Raw genomic sequence first — 14,454 nt, 5'->3', positions numbered from 1 at the left:
AATCGCGCAACACGGACGTAACATCTCGCCATCGAGCCAGTTAGAGACCTTTGAGACATGGATCACGTCGCCGCTACAGCAAACATCAGCCACGTCAATTAGAAGGAGGCCTGGCCACGCGATCAGACGCACTACCCAGGACTCTTGTCGAGGTACATGCCAGTATTGCGCTACCTTTGCGCGAACGGTTGCCTGCGCTTATCCGGACGTGGGACGGGAGATGGGAGGAGATCTGGTGGCGGAGCGAGAAACGCCCAGCGGACCGGTCACCCTGCGTACCGTCGCCGAGGCCGCGGGCGTTCATATATCCACCGTCTCGCGGGCCCTGCGGCGCGCCGCCATGCCGGGAGCAGATGTCAGCGCCGCCGACGCGCGAATCGCAGCGCTGGCCAAGGAACTGCGCTATGTCCCGAATCCGAACGCCGCCAGCCTGACCACCAACCGATCAACGACGATCGGCGTGCTGGTGCCGCACCTGACCGATATCGTGCTGTCTCTGGTTTACGACGCGATCGAAGGCGAAGCGGATCGTGCCGGATATGAGACGTTCGTCGCCAACACCCACGATGAACCCATGGAGCAGATGCGCCGGTTCGAGCTGTTGATCGGGCGGCGCGTCGATGGACTGATCCTCGGCGATGCCCATCTCGATGGGACGAATCTCGCAGAGCTACAACGGCGAAAGGTTCGATTCGTCCTGGTTTCCCGGCGCAGCCCAGGCCATTTGTCAGTATGCGGCGATGACTACCGTGGCGGCAGGCAGATCGGCGAACACCTTGCAGCACTTGGACACACCGACGTGGGAATCATTGCGGGGCCGGCTTGGGCGAGCACGAGTGTCGATCGCGTCGCCGGGTGCGTCGATGCGCTCGCCGAGGCCGGAACGATTGTGCCGCGATCCAACATCCTCGAACTCGGCTTCGATGCGGAGCACGGTCATCGCGGCACCCTCGAATTGTTGGAGCGGCAGCGCCCCCCGACTGCGATCTTTGCGGTGAACGACTTTTCAGCCATCGGGGTGATGGGCGCCCTACGGGCGGCGAAGCGACGTCCGGGCGCGGACGTCGCCGTCGCCGGGTACAACGATGTGCCGGTGGCTGCCGAACTCATGACGCCACTGACCACCATCAGAAGTCCGCTGGCCGAAATGGGTGTTCGTGCGGTTCAGACGTTGCTGACCGTCCTGCACGGCCTGCCGACACTATCGACGACGCTGCCGACCGAACTGATCGTTCGCGAGTCCACCACCGGCTGACAGCCAAGTTGCGTCGCCTGGGCGACCTCCGCCGACATCTCGCACCACAAGCGCTCACACCACGAGGTGAGAAATTGTGCCACGAACAGCGTCCAAGGCGCTTGGCGGCACACCAGATCAGCGACTTATCGAGGTGCCGTGAACGAAAACGCAGGTCGACGGCCCGGAGCAGGTAATAGCGGGACTACCGGGACATCGCGCGATCGCTAACCGCTCTTACGACGGAACTCCCGGCGGTTCTCCACCGCGCCGTGGGCCTTCGACTGCTTGCGGCCGCCGTCAGCGTGCGATGTCCCCGCGGCGGCCTGCGACTTCTTCCGTTCCAGCGCCTCCCGGAACTTACGCTTGTTGTCGTCTTCCGGTGTCTCGTCGGCCATGGGTTCAGCGTAGCCCCGCGCGCCCGATAATCCTCGCGCAAGCGCTCGTCAACGCCGTCCGGGCGGCATCCCGTACAGATGCGAGATCGGCAGGGTCATCAGTACCCGGCGGTCATCGACCATCGCCCGGCGGTAGTCGTCCCAGTCCGGATGCTCCCCGGCGATGTTGCGGTACAACGCGATCAGCGCCTCGACGGTGTCATCATCGGGTGCCCCTGCGGGCGCGGTCAGCACCGCGTCGCCCTCGGCGACGGCGTAGGCCCACCCGTCGTCGGAGGACACGTGGATGGAGGCGCGGGGGTCGCGGCGCAGATTGCGGGTCTTGGCCCGTGGTTCGGTGATCGAGACCTGGATCGCCATGTGGGGCGCGTCGAAGTAGTAGGACACGTTGGACAACTGCGGCCGGCCGTCCCTCTTGATGGTGGCCAGCACTCCCAGCGAGTTCCCGCTGATCAGTGCCAACAGCTTGTCATCGAAAACCAGGCGCCCCATGCCACGAGCGTACGACTCTACGATCGGTGACATGAGTGGTCTGACCGGGATCGACGGGACGAGTTTGGAGGGCGTGTCCGCGACCACGCTCTGGACCTTGCACAATCGCGGCACCGAGGCCAAGCGCTCCGACGGGGTGATCCGGGATCCGTGGGCAGTCGCCCTGCTCGATGCCATCGCCTACGACTACCGCAAGTTCGGGAAACCCAATCAGTCCCACGCGTTGCGCGCCCGCGCCTTCGACGCCGCGACCACCGAGTACCTGACCGCGCATCCGAAGGCGTCGGTGGTGGCCCTGGCCGAAGGCCTGCAGACCAGTTTCTGGCGGCTGGCCCGGGCCGGCGTCGCCGACGAATTGACCTGGTACTCCGTGGATCTGGAACCGGTGATGGAACTTCGCCGACAGTTGCTGCCACGCAATGACCGGATCGTCGAGCTGGCGCAGTCCGCCCTGGACCGTAGCTGGATGGACCGGGTGAACACCGACAACGGGGTGTTCATCACCGCCGAGGGCCTGCTGATGTACCTGGAGCCGGAGGACTCGCTGAGCCTGATCGCCGATTGCGCGGCCAGATTCCCGGGCGGGCGGATGATGTTCGACTCGATCCCGCACTGGCTCAGCAAGCGCACGTTGGCCGGGCTGAAGCTCTCGGACCGCTACCTGACCCCGGCGATGCCGTTCGCGATGACCGCCGATGAGGGCCTGGCCCTGGCCGGCACCGTCGACGGGGTGCGCAGCGCACGCGACATCATCCTGCCGCCGGGCCGCGGCGCGTGGCGGCTCGCCGGCAGCACCGCTGTGGACCGGATCGGCGCGTTCCGCCGGAACCGACCGAGCATCACGCTGCTGGAGTTCGGCCGATGACCCGCTACGCGGCGTTCCTGCGCGGGGTGAACGTCGGTGGGGTGTCGCTCAAGATGGCCGATGTGGCGGCGGTGTTCACCGACGCCGGGTTCACCGAGGTGAAGACGATCCTGGCCAGCGGCAACGTGCTGCTGAACAGTTCCGGGTCGACGGCGGCGGTACGCCGCACCGCCGAGGCCGCACTGCGCGACGCATTCGGGTACGACGCCTGGGTGCTGGCCTACGACATCGACACCGTCGCCCGGATCTCGGCGGACTATCCGTTCGAGCGCGAGGTGCCCGAACACCATTCGTATGTCACCTTCGTCAGCGATCCGCCCGTTCTCGACGAGCTGGTGACGCTGGCCGCCGACGCCGGTGAGACCGCGGCCCGCGGTGACGGGGTGCTGTACTGGCAGGTGGCCCGATCGGCGACGCTGACCTCCGCGATCGGCAAGACGATGGGCAAGAAGCGCTACAAATCCTCGACCACCACCCGCAACCTGCGGACGCTGGAGAAAGTGCTGCGCTGAGCCCGCCGGTACATTCGCCTCCATGAGTAAATCCCCCACCAGCAAGGCCGACGGCACCGTGTTGACCGGAGTCTCCGAGACCGCCCTGCTCACGCTGCTGGTCCGGGCGACCGAGGCCCGCAGGCCGGATGCGATCCTGCGCGACCCGGTGGCCATCGAACTGGTCGACGCCATCGACTTCGACTTCGCCAAGTTCGGTCACGTCCGCCGCCAGGACATGGCCCTGCGCGCACTGGCCTTCGACCGCGAGTCCTCGAAGTACCTGCGTGATCACCCCAAGGCGACGGTGGTGGCGCTCGCCGAGGGACTGCAGACCAGCTTCTACCGCCTCGACGCATCCGGCATCGGCAACGAATTCCGTTGGCACACGGTCGACCTCCCGCCGATCGTGGCCCTGCGCGAGAAGTTGCTGCCGCCTTCGGACCGGATCTCGGTCAGCGCCCAGTCCGCCCTGGACTACAGCTGGATGGACGAGATCGACACCGAGCACGGGGTGTTCATCACCGCCGAAGGTCTGCTGATGTATCTGCAGCCCAGCGAGTCACTCGGCCTGATCACCGAATGCGCCAAGCGCTTCCCCGGCGCGCAGATGATGTTCGATCTCCCGCCGTACTGGTTCGCGTGGTGGGCGCGCAAGGGTCTGTTGCGTCCCTCGCTGCGCTACCAGGTGCCGCCGATGCCGTTCAGCCTGTCGGTGGCCCAGGCCGCTGACCTGGTCAACACCATCCCCGGCGTCCGGGCCGCCCATGATGTGCCGCTGCCGCCCGGCCGTGGCGCGGTGCTCAACGCGCTGATCTGGGCCGCGCACCGGTTGCCGGTGCTGGATCCGGTGCGCGGGGTGACCACCCGACTGGAGTTCGCTTAGACCGCCACCGGTACCGCGCTGAAAAACCGCAGACCGGGATCGGCGACCGGGCCGTTGCGCAATACCTGGGCGTCGATGGTGTAGTTCATCGTCATCCGCCACGGACCGCGGACCCCTTGGCGCGGGATCTCGTCGACGGCGCGTTGCACGTACCCGGCGGCGAAGTCCAGCAGCGGCTTGGTGGGCATGCCCGGATCCTCGGGTTCCGGCCGGACGTGGGTGAATCCGCGCTCGTCCATATGGGTGAGCAGCCGGCAGAAGTGCTCGCAGAGCAGCCCGACCTTCAGCGTCCAGGACGAGTTGGTGTAGCCGAACGCGAAGGCGAAGTTCGGCACCCCGCTGAGCATGATGCCCTTGTAGGCGACCGTCCGCGCGAAGTCGACCGGCTCGCCGTCCACGGTGAGCGTGATGCCACCGAACAGCTGGACGTTCAAACCCGTTGCGGTGACGATGATGTCGGCGTCGAGTTCGCGACCGGACTCCAGCAGCACACCGGTCTCGGTGAAGGTCGCGATCCGGTCGGTGACCACCGAGGCGCTGCCGTTGCTGATCGCGTCGAACAGATCGGCGTCGGGTACCGCGCACAACCGCTGATCCCATGGGTTGTACCGCGGGCTGAAGTGCTCGTCGACCGGGTACCCGTCGGGCAGCTTGGCGGCGTTGATGCGGCGGATCAGCCGACGCGCCGCGGTCGGATACCTCTGGCAGAACGTGTACACCGCACGCTGTTTGGCGATGTTCTTGCGGCGGGCCAGGGCGTATCCGCGGTCCTCACCGAACAGTCGGCGGGCGGTGTTCGCGAAGCTGTCCTTGGCCGGCACCGGCATCACGTAGGTGGGTGAACGCTGCAGCATGGTCACGTGCCCGGCGGTCTCGGCCATCGCGGGCACCAGCGTCACCGCGGTGGCGCCGCTGCCGATGACCACCACCTTCTTACCGGTGTAGTCGAGGTCCTCGGGCCAGTGCTGCGGGTGCACGATCTGCCCGGTGAACCGGTCGCGCCCGGCGAACTCCGGTGTGAACCCCTGGTCGTAGCGGTAGTAGCCGCCGGCGCAGAACAGCCAGTTGGCGCTGAAGCGCAGCAGTTTCCCGTCGTGCTCGACGTCGACGACCCAGCGGGCGTCGGCGCTGCTCCAGGCCGCGTCGACGACCCGGTGGTGAAAGCGGATGTGGGACTCGATGCCGTTCTCGTCCACGGTCTCGCGCAAATAGGCGAGGATCTTGTCCGCGGTGGCGATGGCGTGGTCGTCGCGCCAGGGTTTGAACTCGTAGCCGAACGTGTGCAGATCGGAGTCGGATCGAAGTCCGGGATAGCGGAACAGATCCCAGGTGCCTCCGGTGCTGCCCCGGGATTCCAGGATGGTGTAGCTGCGATCCGGGTGATCGCGCTGCAGGTAGTAGGCGGCCCCGATCCCGGAGATTCCGGCACCGACGATCAACACGTCAACTGATTGCATGGCCTGCTCCTGTCCGCAAGGGCGATCGATGTATCGATCGTCGCGCCCCGCGGCTCCGCCGACCAGGTCAGAACACACCTGTTCACCGGTTTCATAGTGCACAGTGCACCACCAACCTAGGGTGGGGTGATGGCCGAAGAACTGCCGTCGCCGCGGGTCCGGGAGTTGATCCGGCAATGTGCGCAGATCGTGGTCAACGCCCGGCCGGAATGGCTGGACGAACTCGACCGGGCGGTGCTCTCGGCGAACCCCGCGCTCGCCGCCGATCCCGAGCTCGCCGCGGCGGTGAGCCGCAGCAACCGGGCCAACCTGTTCTTCTGGGCGACCGCCAACGTCCGCGACCCGGGTGCACCGGTACCACCGAACACCGGGCCCGAGCCGCTGACCATCGCCCGGGAGCTGGTGCGCCGCGGCATCGACGCGTTTCCCCTCGACGCCTACCGGGTGGGCGAGGGCGTGGCCTGGCGCCGGCTGATGGAGATCGCCTTCGAGCTGACCTCCGAGCCCGCCGAGCTGCACGACATGTTGCAGGCTTGCTCGCGTTCCATCAGCGCGTTCGTCGATACGACGCTGGCCGGTATCGCCGCCCAGATCGAACTGGAGCGCGACGAGCTGACCCGCGGCAGCCTCGCCGAGCGGCGCGAGACCGTCAACCTGTTGCTGGAGGGCGCCCCGATCCCCCGGGACCGCGCCGAGCACCGGCTCGGGTACGCGCTGACCGGCCGTCACACCGCCGCGGTCGTCTGGACCGATCATCCGACCGGGGACCCGGCGCGGCTGGATCGCGCCGCCGAGGCGGTCGGCCGGTCCGGCGGCGCGCGGCCGTTGAGTGTGCTGGCCAGCACCGCGACCCGCTGGGTGTGGACGCCGGGTGGTGTCGACGCCGGCGCGGTGGCCGACTCGATCGCGGGGTCCCCCGATGTCCGGGTCGCCATCGGTACCACCGGCGACGGGGTGGGCGGATTCCGGCGCAGTCATGTCGAGGCCATCACCACCCAGCAGATGATGGCCCGGCTGCATTCACCACAGCAGGTCGCGCAGTTCACCGAGGTCGAGCTGGTCTCGCTGATCACCGCAGACCCCGACCGGGCAGCCGAGTTCGTCGGTCGTGTGCTGGGCGATTTCGTCGGCGCTGCGACCGAATTACAGGACACGGTAAGGGTTTTCGTGGCCAGTCAATGCAACGCGTCGCGTGCGGCGGCCCGGCTCTACACGCACCGCAACACCCTGCTGCGCCGGCTGGCGCGCGCCGACGAACTGCTCCCGGCTCCGCTGGCCCGGTGCAGCGTCGACGTGGCCGTCGCACTGGACGTGCTGCGCTGGACCGGTTAGCCGGTCTACAGCCACGTTCAGTCGAACGCAGCGTCCAGGTAGCGCAGCGCGTCGGCCTTGCTGAGCCCCTGGGCCCGGGCCGTTTCGGCAAAGGCGTGGGCGGCGGCGGCCATCGCATTGTCGGCGGGGTCGACGCTGGCCACGAAAGTCCCGAACCGGCCCCGGGTTTCGAGGACACCAGCGGTTTCCAGCTCCCGGTAGGCACGGGCGACGGTGTTCACCGCCAGTCCGACCTGGCCGGCGAGATCACGGACCGTCGGCAGCCGGGTCCCGGGCGTGAGACGGCCGTCGCGCACACCATCGATGATCTGCGTCCGCAGCTGATCGAACAACGGGGATCCCGCCTGGTGATCCAGCCGTACCCACTCCCCCAGACCTCCCACGTGCCCAGTATGTCGCACGCACGATATTTTGGTCAGGTGCGAGTGACGTTGCTGAGCGGTGCGGGCATGTCCGCCGAGAGCGGTGTGCCCACGTTCCGCGATGTCGAGACCGGCCTGTGGGCACACGTCGATCCCTACGAGATCTCCAGCAGTGACGGCTGGCAGCGGCACCCGGAACGGGTGTGGGCCTGGTATCTGTGGCGGCACTACATGATGGGCGCGGTCGACCCGAACGCCGGCCACCGGGCGGTGGCGGCCTGGGAGGACTACGCCGAGGTACACGTCGTCACCCAGAACGTGGACAACCTGCACGAGCGGGCCGGCAGCAGCCGGGTGTATCACCTGCACGGCAGCCTGTTCGAGTTCCGCTGTGACCGGTGCCAGACCCCGTACACCGGCGAGCTTCCCGCCATGCCGGAACCGGTCGAGGTCGTCGATCCGCCGCGCTGTTCGTGCGGTGGGCTGATCCGGCCCAATGTGGTGTGGTTCGGCGAAGGCCTGCCCGATGACGCCTGGGATGCCTCGGTGCAGGCCGTGGCCAAGGCCGATGTGGTGATCGTGGTCGGCACGTCGTCGGTGGTCTATCCGGCGGCGGGTCTGCCGGAGGCCGCGCTGGCCAATGGCATCCCGGTCATCGAGGTGAACCCGCAGGAAACCCCGCTGTCGGCGGCGGCCACCGCGGTGGTGCGGGAATCCTCGGCGACCGCGCTGCCCGACCTGCTGCAGCGCCTGCCCAAGCTGCTGGGCTGACTACGCCGGTCGGCCGGCGCGCCCGATCGCGAACTCGGTGACCGGGAGCGGCACCCAGGCCGGGAAGGTCTGTTCGCGCCGGGCCGTGGCCACTGAGAAACCGGCCGCGGCGATCGACGCTTCGGTGTTGCGGTGGGTGTGGCAGTTGCCGAGCAACCGCGGCCACACCGTCGCGTCGGCCACCTTCTGCAGCGTCCCGCGCGCTCCGACGCCGGCCACATGTTCCAGGTACCGCAGCTCGCCACCCGGCTTGAGCACCGAATACAACTGGCGCACAACGCTTTCGGGATCTTCGACCGAGCACAGCACCAGCGAGCACACCACGGCGTCGAAGGACTGGTCTTCCTCGAAATCCTCGATCGCGGCGGTACTGACAGTCACGGGCACCGGCGCGGTGCGGGCGGCCTTGCGCGCCACCTCGGCGAGTCGGCGCTCGGGTTCCAGCGCGACGACCTCGGTGACACCGGCCGGGTAGTGCGCGAAGTTCGTGCCGGTTCCGGCACCGACCTCCAGCACCCGGCCGGTCAGGCCGGCCACGTTGGCCACCCGCAGCCGGCGCAGCGATTCCGGTTCGTGCCCGGACAGCGCGATCCACAGCCGGGCGAAGAAGGGATTGTCCACGAAATCACTCATTGCAGTTCCTTGAGTTTGGCGAGTTTCTCGACGGCCGCCGCGGGCGCCAGATCGGCCCCGATGTAACCGGTGGCGATGTGGCCACAGCATATCGACCGCAACACCCGGTCGGTGAACTCTTCGGCGTCTCCCCATGGCAGGTAGGGCTTGGCGATCAGCAGCGCCGCGACGCCGTGCGCGGCGGTCCACAGTTCCAGCGCGGCGGCCGTGGAATCCCCACGCGGGTAGACGCCCTCGTCCATCAGCTGCTCGATCGTGGCGCGCATGTGTACGAATGCCGAACTGGCCAGCGTCATGTCGACGTCGCTGTCGGGCCGGCCCTCGCCCATGGTGGCGATGCGGTACAGCTCGGGGGTCTGCCGCGCGAACCGCACGTAGGCCAGCCCCTGTGCGCGCAGCACCTCGATCGTCGAGGTCTGCTCGGCGGCGACGCGCTGCATCTCCTCGTCGAGCTGCTCGAAGTACCGGGCGCAGACGGCGTCCAGCAGCGCGTCCTTGTCGGCGAAATGCAGGTAGATCGACGGTGAGGTCACCCCGACCCGTTGTGCCACGGCGCGGATCGCCACCGCCTTGGCGTGCCCGGTCTCCAGCAGCAGCTCGGTGGCCGCGTCGAGGATCTCGTCGCGCAGCTGCTCACCGGAGCCCCGCGCGGCTCTGCGGCGTCTGGGTGCTGGCTGGGACACGCTAACCAGTGTCCGCCGCCGTCACCGGCCGCTTGTCCCGGTGGTCGGCCTCGGGGTCACCGGATTCGCTGATCCCGATCCGGGCATGCAGCCGGGCCAGCGGAGCCGGCGCCCACCAGTTCCACCGGCCGAGCAGGTGCATGAAGGCCGGTACCAGCACCATCCGTACCAGGGTGGCGTCGACCAGCACCGCCAGCGTGAGCCCGACCCCGAACATCCGCATGAAGGACACTTCCGCGGCGATCAGCGCCGCGAACGAGATCGACATGACCAGCGCCGCGGCGGTGATCACCCGGCCGGTGCGGGCCAGCCCGAGGGCCACCGCCTCGTCGTTGTCGGCGTAGGCCGACGATCCGGCCCTGTCGGCCTGCGCCAGCCAATTCTCGCGGATCCGGGCCAGCAGGAACACCTCGTAGTCCATCGACAGGCCGAACGCGATGCAGAACAGCAGCACCGGCATGTTGGCCACCAGCGTGCCGGTCGGGGTGGTGCCCAGCGCCCAGAGGTGGCCTTCCTGGAAGATCCAGACCAGCGCCCCGAACGCGGCCGTCAACGAAAGAATGTTGAGGGCAATGGCTTTCACGGGGAGCACGAGGCTGCCGGTGAGCAGGAACAGCAGGCCGAAGGTGATGATGGCGATCAATCCGAGCACCCACGGCAGCCGGTCGGTGATCGCCGCGACGCTGTCCCGGTTGATCTGCGCGATCCCGGTCAGCTGCACGTCGTGCCCGCCCGGCACGGCCACCGCGTGCAGGGCGTCGAGCTGGTTTTCCGACGCGTCGGAGAACAGCGGTGCGTTGCTGCTGACGGTGAGGAAAGCGCTTCCGTCGGCGACGCCGGTCGCCGCCACCGGCGGTCCGGTCCTGGCGCCGTCGACGAAGGTGCCGGTGGGTGCCGACACGGAGGTCACGGCCGGCACCTTCGACAGGTCGGCGGCGTAGCGCTCGAGGTCGGCGGGAGTCAGGCCGTGCGCGTCGGGGACGACGACGCTCACCGCGGTCGCCGAGTTGTCCACGTAGTCGTTGCGCAGTTGGTCACCGACCTGGTGCGCCGACGCCGACGCGGGCAGCACCCGGTCGTCGGGGAAGCCCCATTTGACGCCGAGGAACGGCGCGCCCAGCAACAGCAGCAGGGTCACCACGGCCAGCCCGAGCGGGACGGCGCGGCGCATCACCCGATGCGTCCAGCGGTACCAGAACTGCTGCTCGACGGGTTTGGGTTCCTCGTCGGCCTTGCGGAACAGCCGGCGCACGTTGAGCGCGTCCATCCGGTCGCCGAGTAACCAGATGGCCGCCGGGGTGACGACGATGGCGGCCAGCGCCGCGAAGCCGACGGTGGCCACCCCGGCGTAGGCGAAGGATTTCAGGAAGTACATCGGGAACAGCAGCATCGCCACCATGGACAGCGCGACAGTGGTGGCGGAGAACACCACGGTCCGCCCGGCGGTGGCCATGGTGCGGATCAGGGCCCGTTCCCGCGGGACGCCGTCGGCGAGTTCGTCGCGGTAGCGGCTGATGATCAGCAGGGTGTAGTCGATGGCCAGGGCCAGCCCCATCGCGATGGACAGGTTCAGCGCGAAGATCGAGACGTCGGTGGTGAAGGTGATGAGCCGCAGCACCGACATCGACCCGAGGATGGCCATCCCACCGACCGCCATCGGTACGGCCGCGGCGACCAGACCGCCGAACACCCACACCAGCACCAGGAAGCTGAGCGGGATGGCGATGGCCTCCATGCGCAGCAGGTCCTTCTCGGTCTGGGCGTTGATCTGCGCGTAGACCATCGCCGTCCCGCCCGAGCGGATGGTCAGGCCCGGCCGGTCGTGGACCAGTTCGTCGGAGAGCGCCTTGGCATACTTCTGCGCGTCGTTCTCGCCGCCGGTGATGCCCGCGACGATGAGGCCGGACTTCTGGTCGGTGCTGATCAGTTCGGTGGCCGCCGGTGGTGGCGCCGTCCACGCCGAGACGACCTGCGCGACGTGCGGCGACTGTTGCAGCCGGTCCACGATGTCGGTGCCGGCCGCGGCAGCCGCCGGGCTGTGCACGCCGTCCGCGGAGGTGACGGTGATCAGCAGCTGCATATCGCCCTGGTCGAACTTCTCGGTGAGCAGTGCGGAGGCCTGCGCGGACTCCGATGTCGGGTCCTGGAAGCCGCCCGCGGAGAGGGTCTTGGCGACCGGGATACCGAAGATCGCCGCGGCGACCATGATGAGCGCCGCGACGGCCAGCACCCGGCGCGGGGCGGCTATCGCGAGCCGGGCGATTCGGTTCAGCACGAGCGGTTCCCCTCCGATGTCGTATCGAGGTTAAGTTAACAAGGGTAAGTCAGGCCGTCAACGCTGGGACACCGCCCTTGACACGAGCGAACCGCCCCGCCGGTTCAGTCCGCGCCGCGGTCGACACACCCGACCTCGGCCCGCCGAGCGTGCAACCCCTGCGGGAAACATCCGGCGTTCACCGCAGCGGGTTCACGCTCGCCGCGCGGCCACGACCCATAAGCACCAACAGCCCCATTGGTAACTTCCGTCACATCGGCGAACCTCGATCGACCGCTCGCCCCCTACTCGTCAGTAAGAATTTGCTGTGCGTCCGGGTGAAACCGGAGGTTCCGGCAAACTTCCGGCCGCCCGGCAACGGCCTGAAACGTGCGATAAAATCGCAGTTCAAAGGGGTAATCGCGACAGCACAGCGGCCGCTTCCCCACTGCGCCAGCAGCCTAAACCTACCCGGCGGTAAGAATTGCCACGAATTTCCGAGCCTGGGCTCAAAGATCTCTTAATCGACGGTCATACAGTTCATGGCATGTGGATCGACGACACCAGTGCAGATGTCATCAAGGTTGATTTCGACGCCCTGTACCACGGGGATGTCCTGGTCGAGGGTGACACCTCAGAACAGTTCCCGGACCTCGCCACCGCGGTCTGACCCAACCGTCCCCGAAGGCCGTTACGCGGCCTTACAGCGGCTCTGAACGAGAACCGCCCGATCGAACTCCGCGAGTTTCCTCGTGGGCTCGACCGGGCGGTCTTTGTCTCTACGGACGAATCAGGCGGTGGCCTGCTCCGGCTCGTCCAGGTTGATCATGTCCGCGAGCCGGCCGGTGATGATGTCCTCGGCCTCGTCCACGATGCGGCTGATGAGCTCGTCGCAGGTGGGGATGTCGTGGATCAGGCCCATCACGGTGCCCACGGTCCAGATGCCGGCGTCGATGTCGCCGTCGTCGAACACCTTGCGGCCACGCACGCCGGCCACCAGATCCTTGACGTCCTCGAACTGCCCGCCGTCGGCGAGGATCTGCACCACCTCACGCGAGACGACGTTGGAGGCCACCCGCGCGGTGTTGTGCAGGCTGCGGAAGATCAGCTCGGTGCCGCGCTCGTCGCCGGCCACGATGGCTTCCTTGACGTTCTGATGGATGCAGGACTCCACGGTGCACATGAAGCGGGTGCCCATGTTGATGCCGTCGGCGCCCAGCGCCAGCGCGGCGACCAGACCGCGCGCGTCACCGAAACCGCCCGAGGCGATCATCGGGATCTCGATCTCCTTGGCCGCGGCCGGGATCAACACCAGGCCCGGGACATCGTCCTCGCCGGGATGCCCGGCGCATTCGAAGCCGTCGATGCTGATGCCGTCCACCCCGAGGGTCTGGGCCTTCACCGCGTGGCGCACCGAGGTGCACTTGTGCAGCACCTTGATGCCGTTGTCATGGAACATCGGCAGATGCGGACCGGGGTTGGAGCCCGCGGTCTCGACGATCTTGATGCCAGAGTCGACGATCACCTGGCGGTACTCGTCATACGGCGGCGGGTTGATCGACGGCAGGATGGTCAGGTTGACCCCGAACGGCTTGTCGGTCAGATCCCGGGTGCGGGCGATCTCGTTGGCAAGATCGGCCGGGGTCGGCTGGGTCAGCGCGGTAATAAAACCTAAGCCCCCAGCCTCTGCGACGGCCGCAACGAGTTCGGCGCGACCGACCCACTGCATACCGCCCTGGGCGATCGGATGCTCGACACCGAAGGCCTCGGTGAACTTGGTTACCAAAGACATATCGTCTCCTTAACTGAATCTGTCGGCGCTTCGCGCAAGCGCTCAGCGCGGAGCCATACGGATAGCGCCATCCAGCCGGATGACCTCGCCGTTGAGCATCGGGTTTTCCACGATGTGCACGGCAAGTGCACCGTACTCGTCCGGGTCGCCGAGGCGGGCCGGATGTGGGACCTGCTGCCCCAGCGACTTCTGCGCCTCTTCGGGCAGCGAGCCCAGCAGCGGGGTCTTGAACAGGCCCGGGGCGATGGTGACCACGCGGATCAGGCTGCGCGACAGATCGCGCGCCACCGGCAGGGTCAACCCGACCACCCCGCCCTTGGACGCCGAGTAGGCGGCCTGGCCGATCTGGCCGTCGAACGCGGCGACCGAGGCGGTGTTGATGATGACCCCGCGCTCCTCACCCGCCAGCGGTTCGGTCTTGGCGATCCGCTCCGCGGCCAGCCGCAGCACGTTGAACGTGCCGATCAGGTTGACCTCGACCACCTTGCGGAAACCGTCCAGCGGGAACGGGCCTTCCTTGCCGAGGGTCTTGATCGCGTTGCCGATGCCGGCGCAGTTGACGTTGATGCGCACCGAGCCGAGCGACTCGGCCACATCGAGGGCCTTGCTGACCGCGTCCTCGTCGGTGACGTTGGCGGCGACGAACTTGGCACGCTCGCCCAGCTCGGCGACGGCTTCCTCACCCTTGAGGTCGATGACGACGACCGAGGCGCCCGCGTCGAGCAGGCGCTTGGTGGTCGCCAGACCGAGGCCCGAGGCCCCGCCGGTGACGACCGCTACCGAATCCTTGATTTCCACGTGCTG

At 67.7% G+C, this 14,454-nt stretch carries 16 protein-coding genes; 7 read left to right on the top strand and 9 right to left on the bottom strand.

Annotation, left to right across the window (positions count from 1 at the left end; genetic code table 11):
- Positions 1-235: 235 nt before the first annotated feature.
- Entirely contained in the window at positions 236-1,255 is a 1,020-nt protein-coding gene (locus tag V4U86_RS06110) for a LacI family DNA-binding transcriptional regulator (protein ID WP_395310394.1), read from the top strand.
- A 206-nt stretch (positions 1,256-1,461) separates the two neighbouring features.
- Here V4U86_RS06110 and V4U86_RS06105 read toward each other — a convergent pair whose 3' ends face one another.
- A complete protein-coding gene (locus tag V4U86_RS06105) occupies positions 1,462-1,632 on the bottom strand; it encodes a DUF5302 domain-containing protein (protein WP_395310393.1) in 171 nt (56 codons plus the stop codon).
- 48 nt (positions 1,633-1,680) lie between these two features.
- Complete coding sequence (locus tag V4U86_RS06100; protein ID WP_395310392.1) at positions 1,681-2,124, bottom strand: PPOX class F420-dependent oxidoreductase; 444 nt, start codon at positions 2,122-2,124, stop codon at positions 1,681-1,683.
- A 31-nt stretch (positions 2,125-2,155) separates the two neighbouring features.
- Between V4U86_RS06100 and V4U86_RS06095 the strand changes: the two genes are divergently transcribed.
- The 3 genes from V4U86_RS06095 to V4U86_RS06085 are packed head-to-tail and all read left to right on the top strand — an operon-like array spanning position 2,156 to position 4,366.
- Positions 2,156-2,989 (top strand): class I SAM-dependent methyltransferase, encoded by an 834-nt coding sequence (locus V4U86_RS06095; RefSeq protein WP_395310391.1) that lies wholly within the window; start codon positions 2,156-2,158, stop codon positions 2,987-2,989.
- The gene (locus V4U86_RS06090; protein ID WP_395310390.1) at positions 2,986-3,501 is read left to right on the top strand and encodes a DUF1697 domain-containing protein; all 516 of its coding nucleotides are present in this window, start codon (positions 2,986-2,988) and stop codon (positions 3,499-3,501) included. The genes V4U86_RS06095 and V4U86_RS06090 overlap by 4 nt, the downstream gene beginning before the upstream one ends.
- A 22-nt stretch (positions 3,502-3,523) precedes the next feature.
- Complete coding sequence (locus V4U86_RS06085; RefSeq protein ID WP_395310389.1) at positions 3,524-4,366, top strand: class I SAM-dependent methyltransferase; 843 nt, start codon at positions 3,524-3,526, stop codon at positions 4,364-4,366.
- On the opposite strand, the gene V4U86_RS06080 is transcribed toward V4U86_RS06085, so the two are convergent.
- Positions 4,363-5,823 (bottom strand): flavin-containing monooxygenase, encoded by a 1,461-nt coding sequence (locus V4U86_RS06080; RefSeq protein ID WP_395310388.1) that lies wholly within the window; start codon positions 5,821-5,823, stop codon positions 4,363-4,365. The two genes, V4U86_RS06085 and V4U86_RS06080, sit on opposite strands and share 4 nt — an antisense overlap.
- 129 nt (positions 5,824-5,952) lie before the next feature.
- Here V4U86_RS06080 and V4U86_RS06075 point away from each other — a divergent pair, with 129 nt between their 5' ends.
- Positions 5,953-7,155 (top strand): PucR family transcriptional regulator, encoded by a 1,203-nt coding sequence (locus V4U86_RS06075; RefSeq protein WP_395310387.1) that lies wholly within the window; start codon positions 5,953-5,955, stop codon positions 7,153-7,155.
- Between the two features lie 17 nt (positions 7,156-7,172).
- On the opposite strand, the gene V4U86_RS06070 is transcribed toward V4U86_RS06075, so the two are convergent.
- Complete coding sequence (locus V4U86_RS06070; protein WP_395310386.1) at positions 7,173-7,538, bottom strand: GntR family transcriptional regulator; 366 nt, start codon at positions 7,536-7,538, stop codon at positions 7,173-7,175.
- A gap of 36 nt (positions 7,539-7,574) precedes the next feature.
- Here V4U86_RS06070 and V4U86_RS06065 point away from each other — a divergent pair, with 36 nt between their 5' ends.
- Positions 7,575-8,288 carry an NAD-dependent deacylase gene (locus V4U86_RS06065; protein WP_395310385.1) on the top strand — a complete coding sequence of 238 codons (714 nt, stop codon included), beginning with the start codon at positions 7,575-7,577 and terminating at the stop codon, positions 8,286-8,288.
- Here the strand turns inward: V4U86_RS06065 and V4U86_RS06060 are convergent, their stop codons facing one another.
- Genes V4U86_RS06060 through V4U86_RS06050 form a run of 3 tightly spaced genes read right to left on the bottom strand, consistent with a single transcriptional unit; the run spans position 8,289 to position 11,879 of the window.
- The gene (locus V4U86_RS06060; protein ID WP_395310384.1) at positions 8,289-8,921 is read right to left on the bottom strand and encodes a class I SAM-dependent methyltransferase; all 633 of its coding nucleotides are present in this window, start codon (positions 8,919-8,921) and stop codon (positions 8,289-8,291) included.
- Positions 8,918-9,604 (bottom strand): TetR/AcrR family transcriptional regulator, encoded by a 687-nt coding sequence (locus tag V4U86_RS06055; RefSeq protein WP_395310383.1) that lies wholly within the window; start codon positions 9,602-9,604, stop codon positions 8,918-8,920. The genes V4U86_RS06060 and V4U86_RS06055 overlap by 4 nt, the downstream gene beginning before the upstream one ends.
- Before the next feature lies 1 nt (position 9,605).
- Positions 9,606-11,879: an MMPL family transporter gene (locus V4U86_RS06050; protein WP_395310382.1), complete on the bottom strand. Its 2,274-nt coding sequence runs from the start codon at positions 11,877-11,879 to the stop codon at positions 9,606-9,608.
- A 526-nt stretch (positions 11,880-12,405) separates the two neighbouring features.
- Between V4U86_RS06050 and V4U86_RS06045 the strand changes: the two genes are divergently transcribed.
- The gene (locus V4U86_RS06045) at positions 12,406-12,528 is read left to right on the top strand and encodes a hypothetical protein (protein WP_087026186.1); all 123 of its coding nucleotides are present in this window, start codon (positions 12,406-12,408) and stop codon (positions 12,526-12,528) included.
- Between the two features lie 120 nt (positions 12,529-12,648).
- On the opposite strand, the gene V4U86_RS06040 is transcribed toward V4U86_RS06045, so the two are convergent.
- Positions 12,649-13,650: an NAD(P)H-dependent flavin oxidoreductase gene (locus V4U86_RS06040; RefSeq protein WP_395310381.1), complete on the bottom strand. Its 1,002-nt coding sequence runs from the start codon at positions 13,648-13,650 to the stop codon at positions 12,649-12,651.
- A gap of 42 nt (positions 13,651-13,692) precedes the next feature.
- Positions 13,693-14,448, bottom strand: a complete 756-nt coding sequence (locus tag V4U86_RS06035; RefSeq protein ID WP_395310380.1) for a 3-hydroxyacyl-CoA dehydrogenase — start codon at positions 14,446-14,448, stop codon at positions 13,693-13,695.
- Positions 14,449-14,454 lie beyond the last annotated feature (6 nt).

Origin of the sequence: Mycobacterium sp. AMU20-3851, from assembly GCF_043974665.1 — a bacterium.
Lineage (GTDB): Bacteria > Actinomycetota > Actinomycetes > Mycobacteriales > Mycobacteriaceae > Mycobacterium.
The sequence above is the reverse complement of the archived record's forward strand: the minus strand, read 5'-3'. Positions and strand labels throughout refer to the sequence as shown.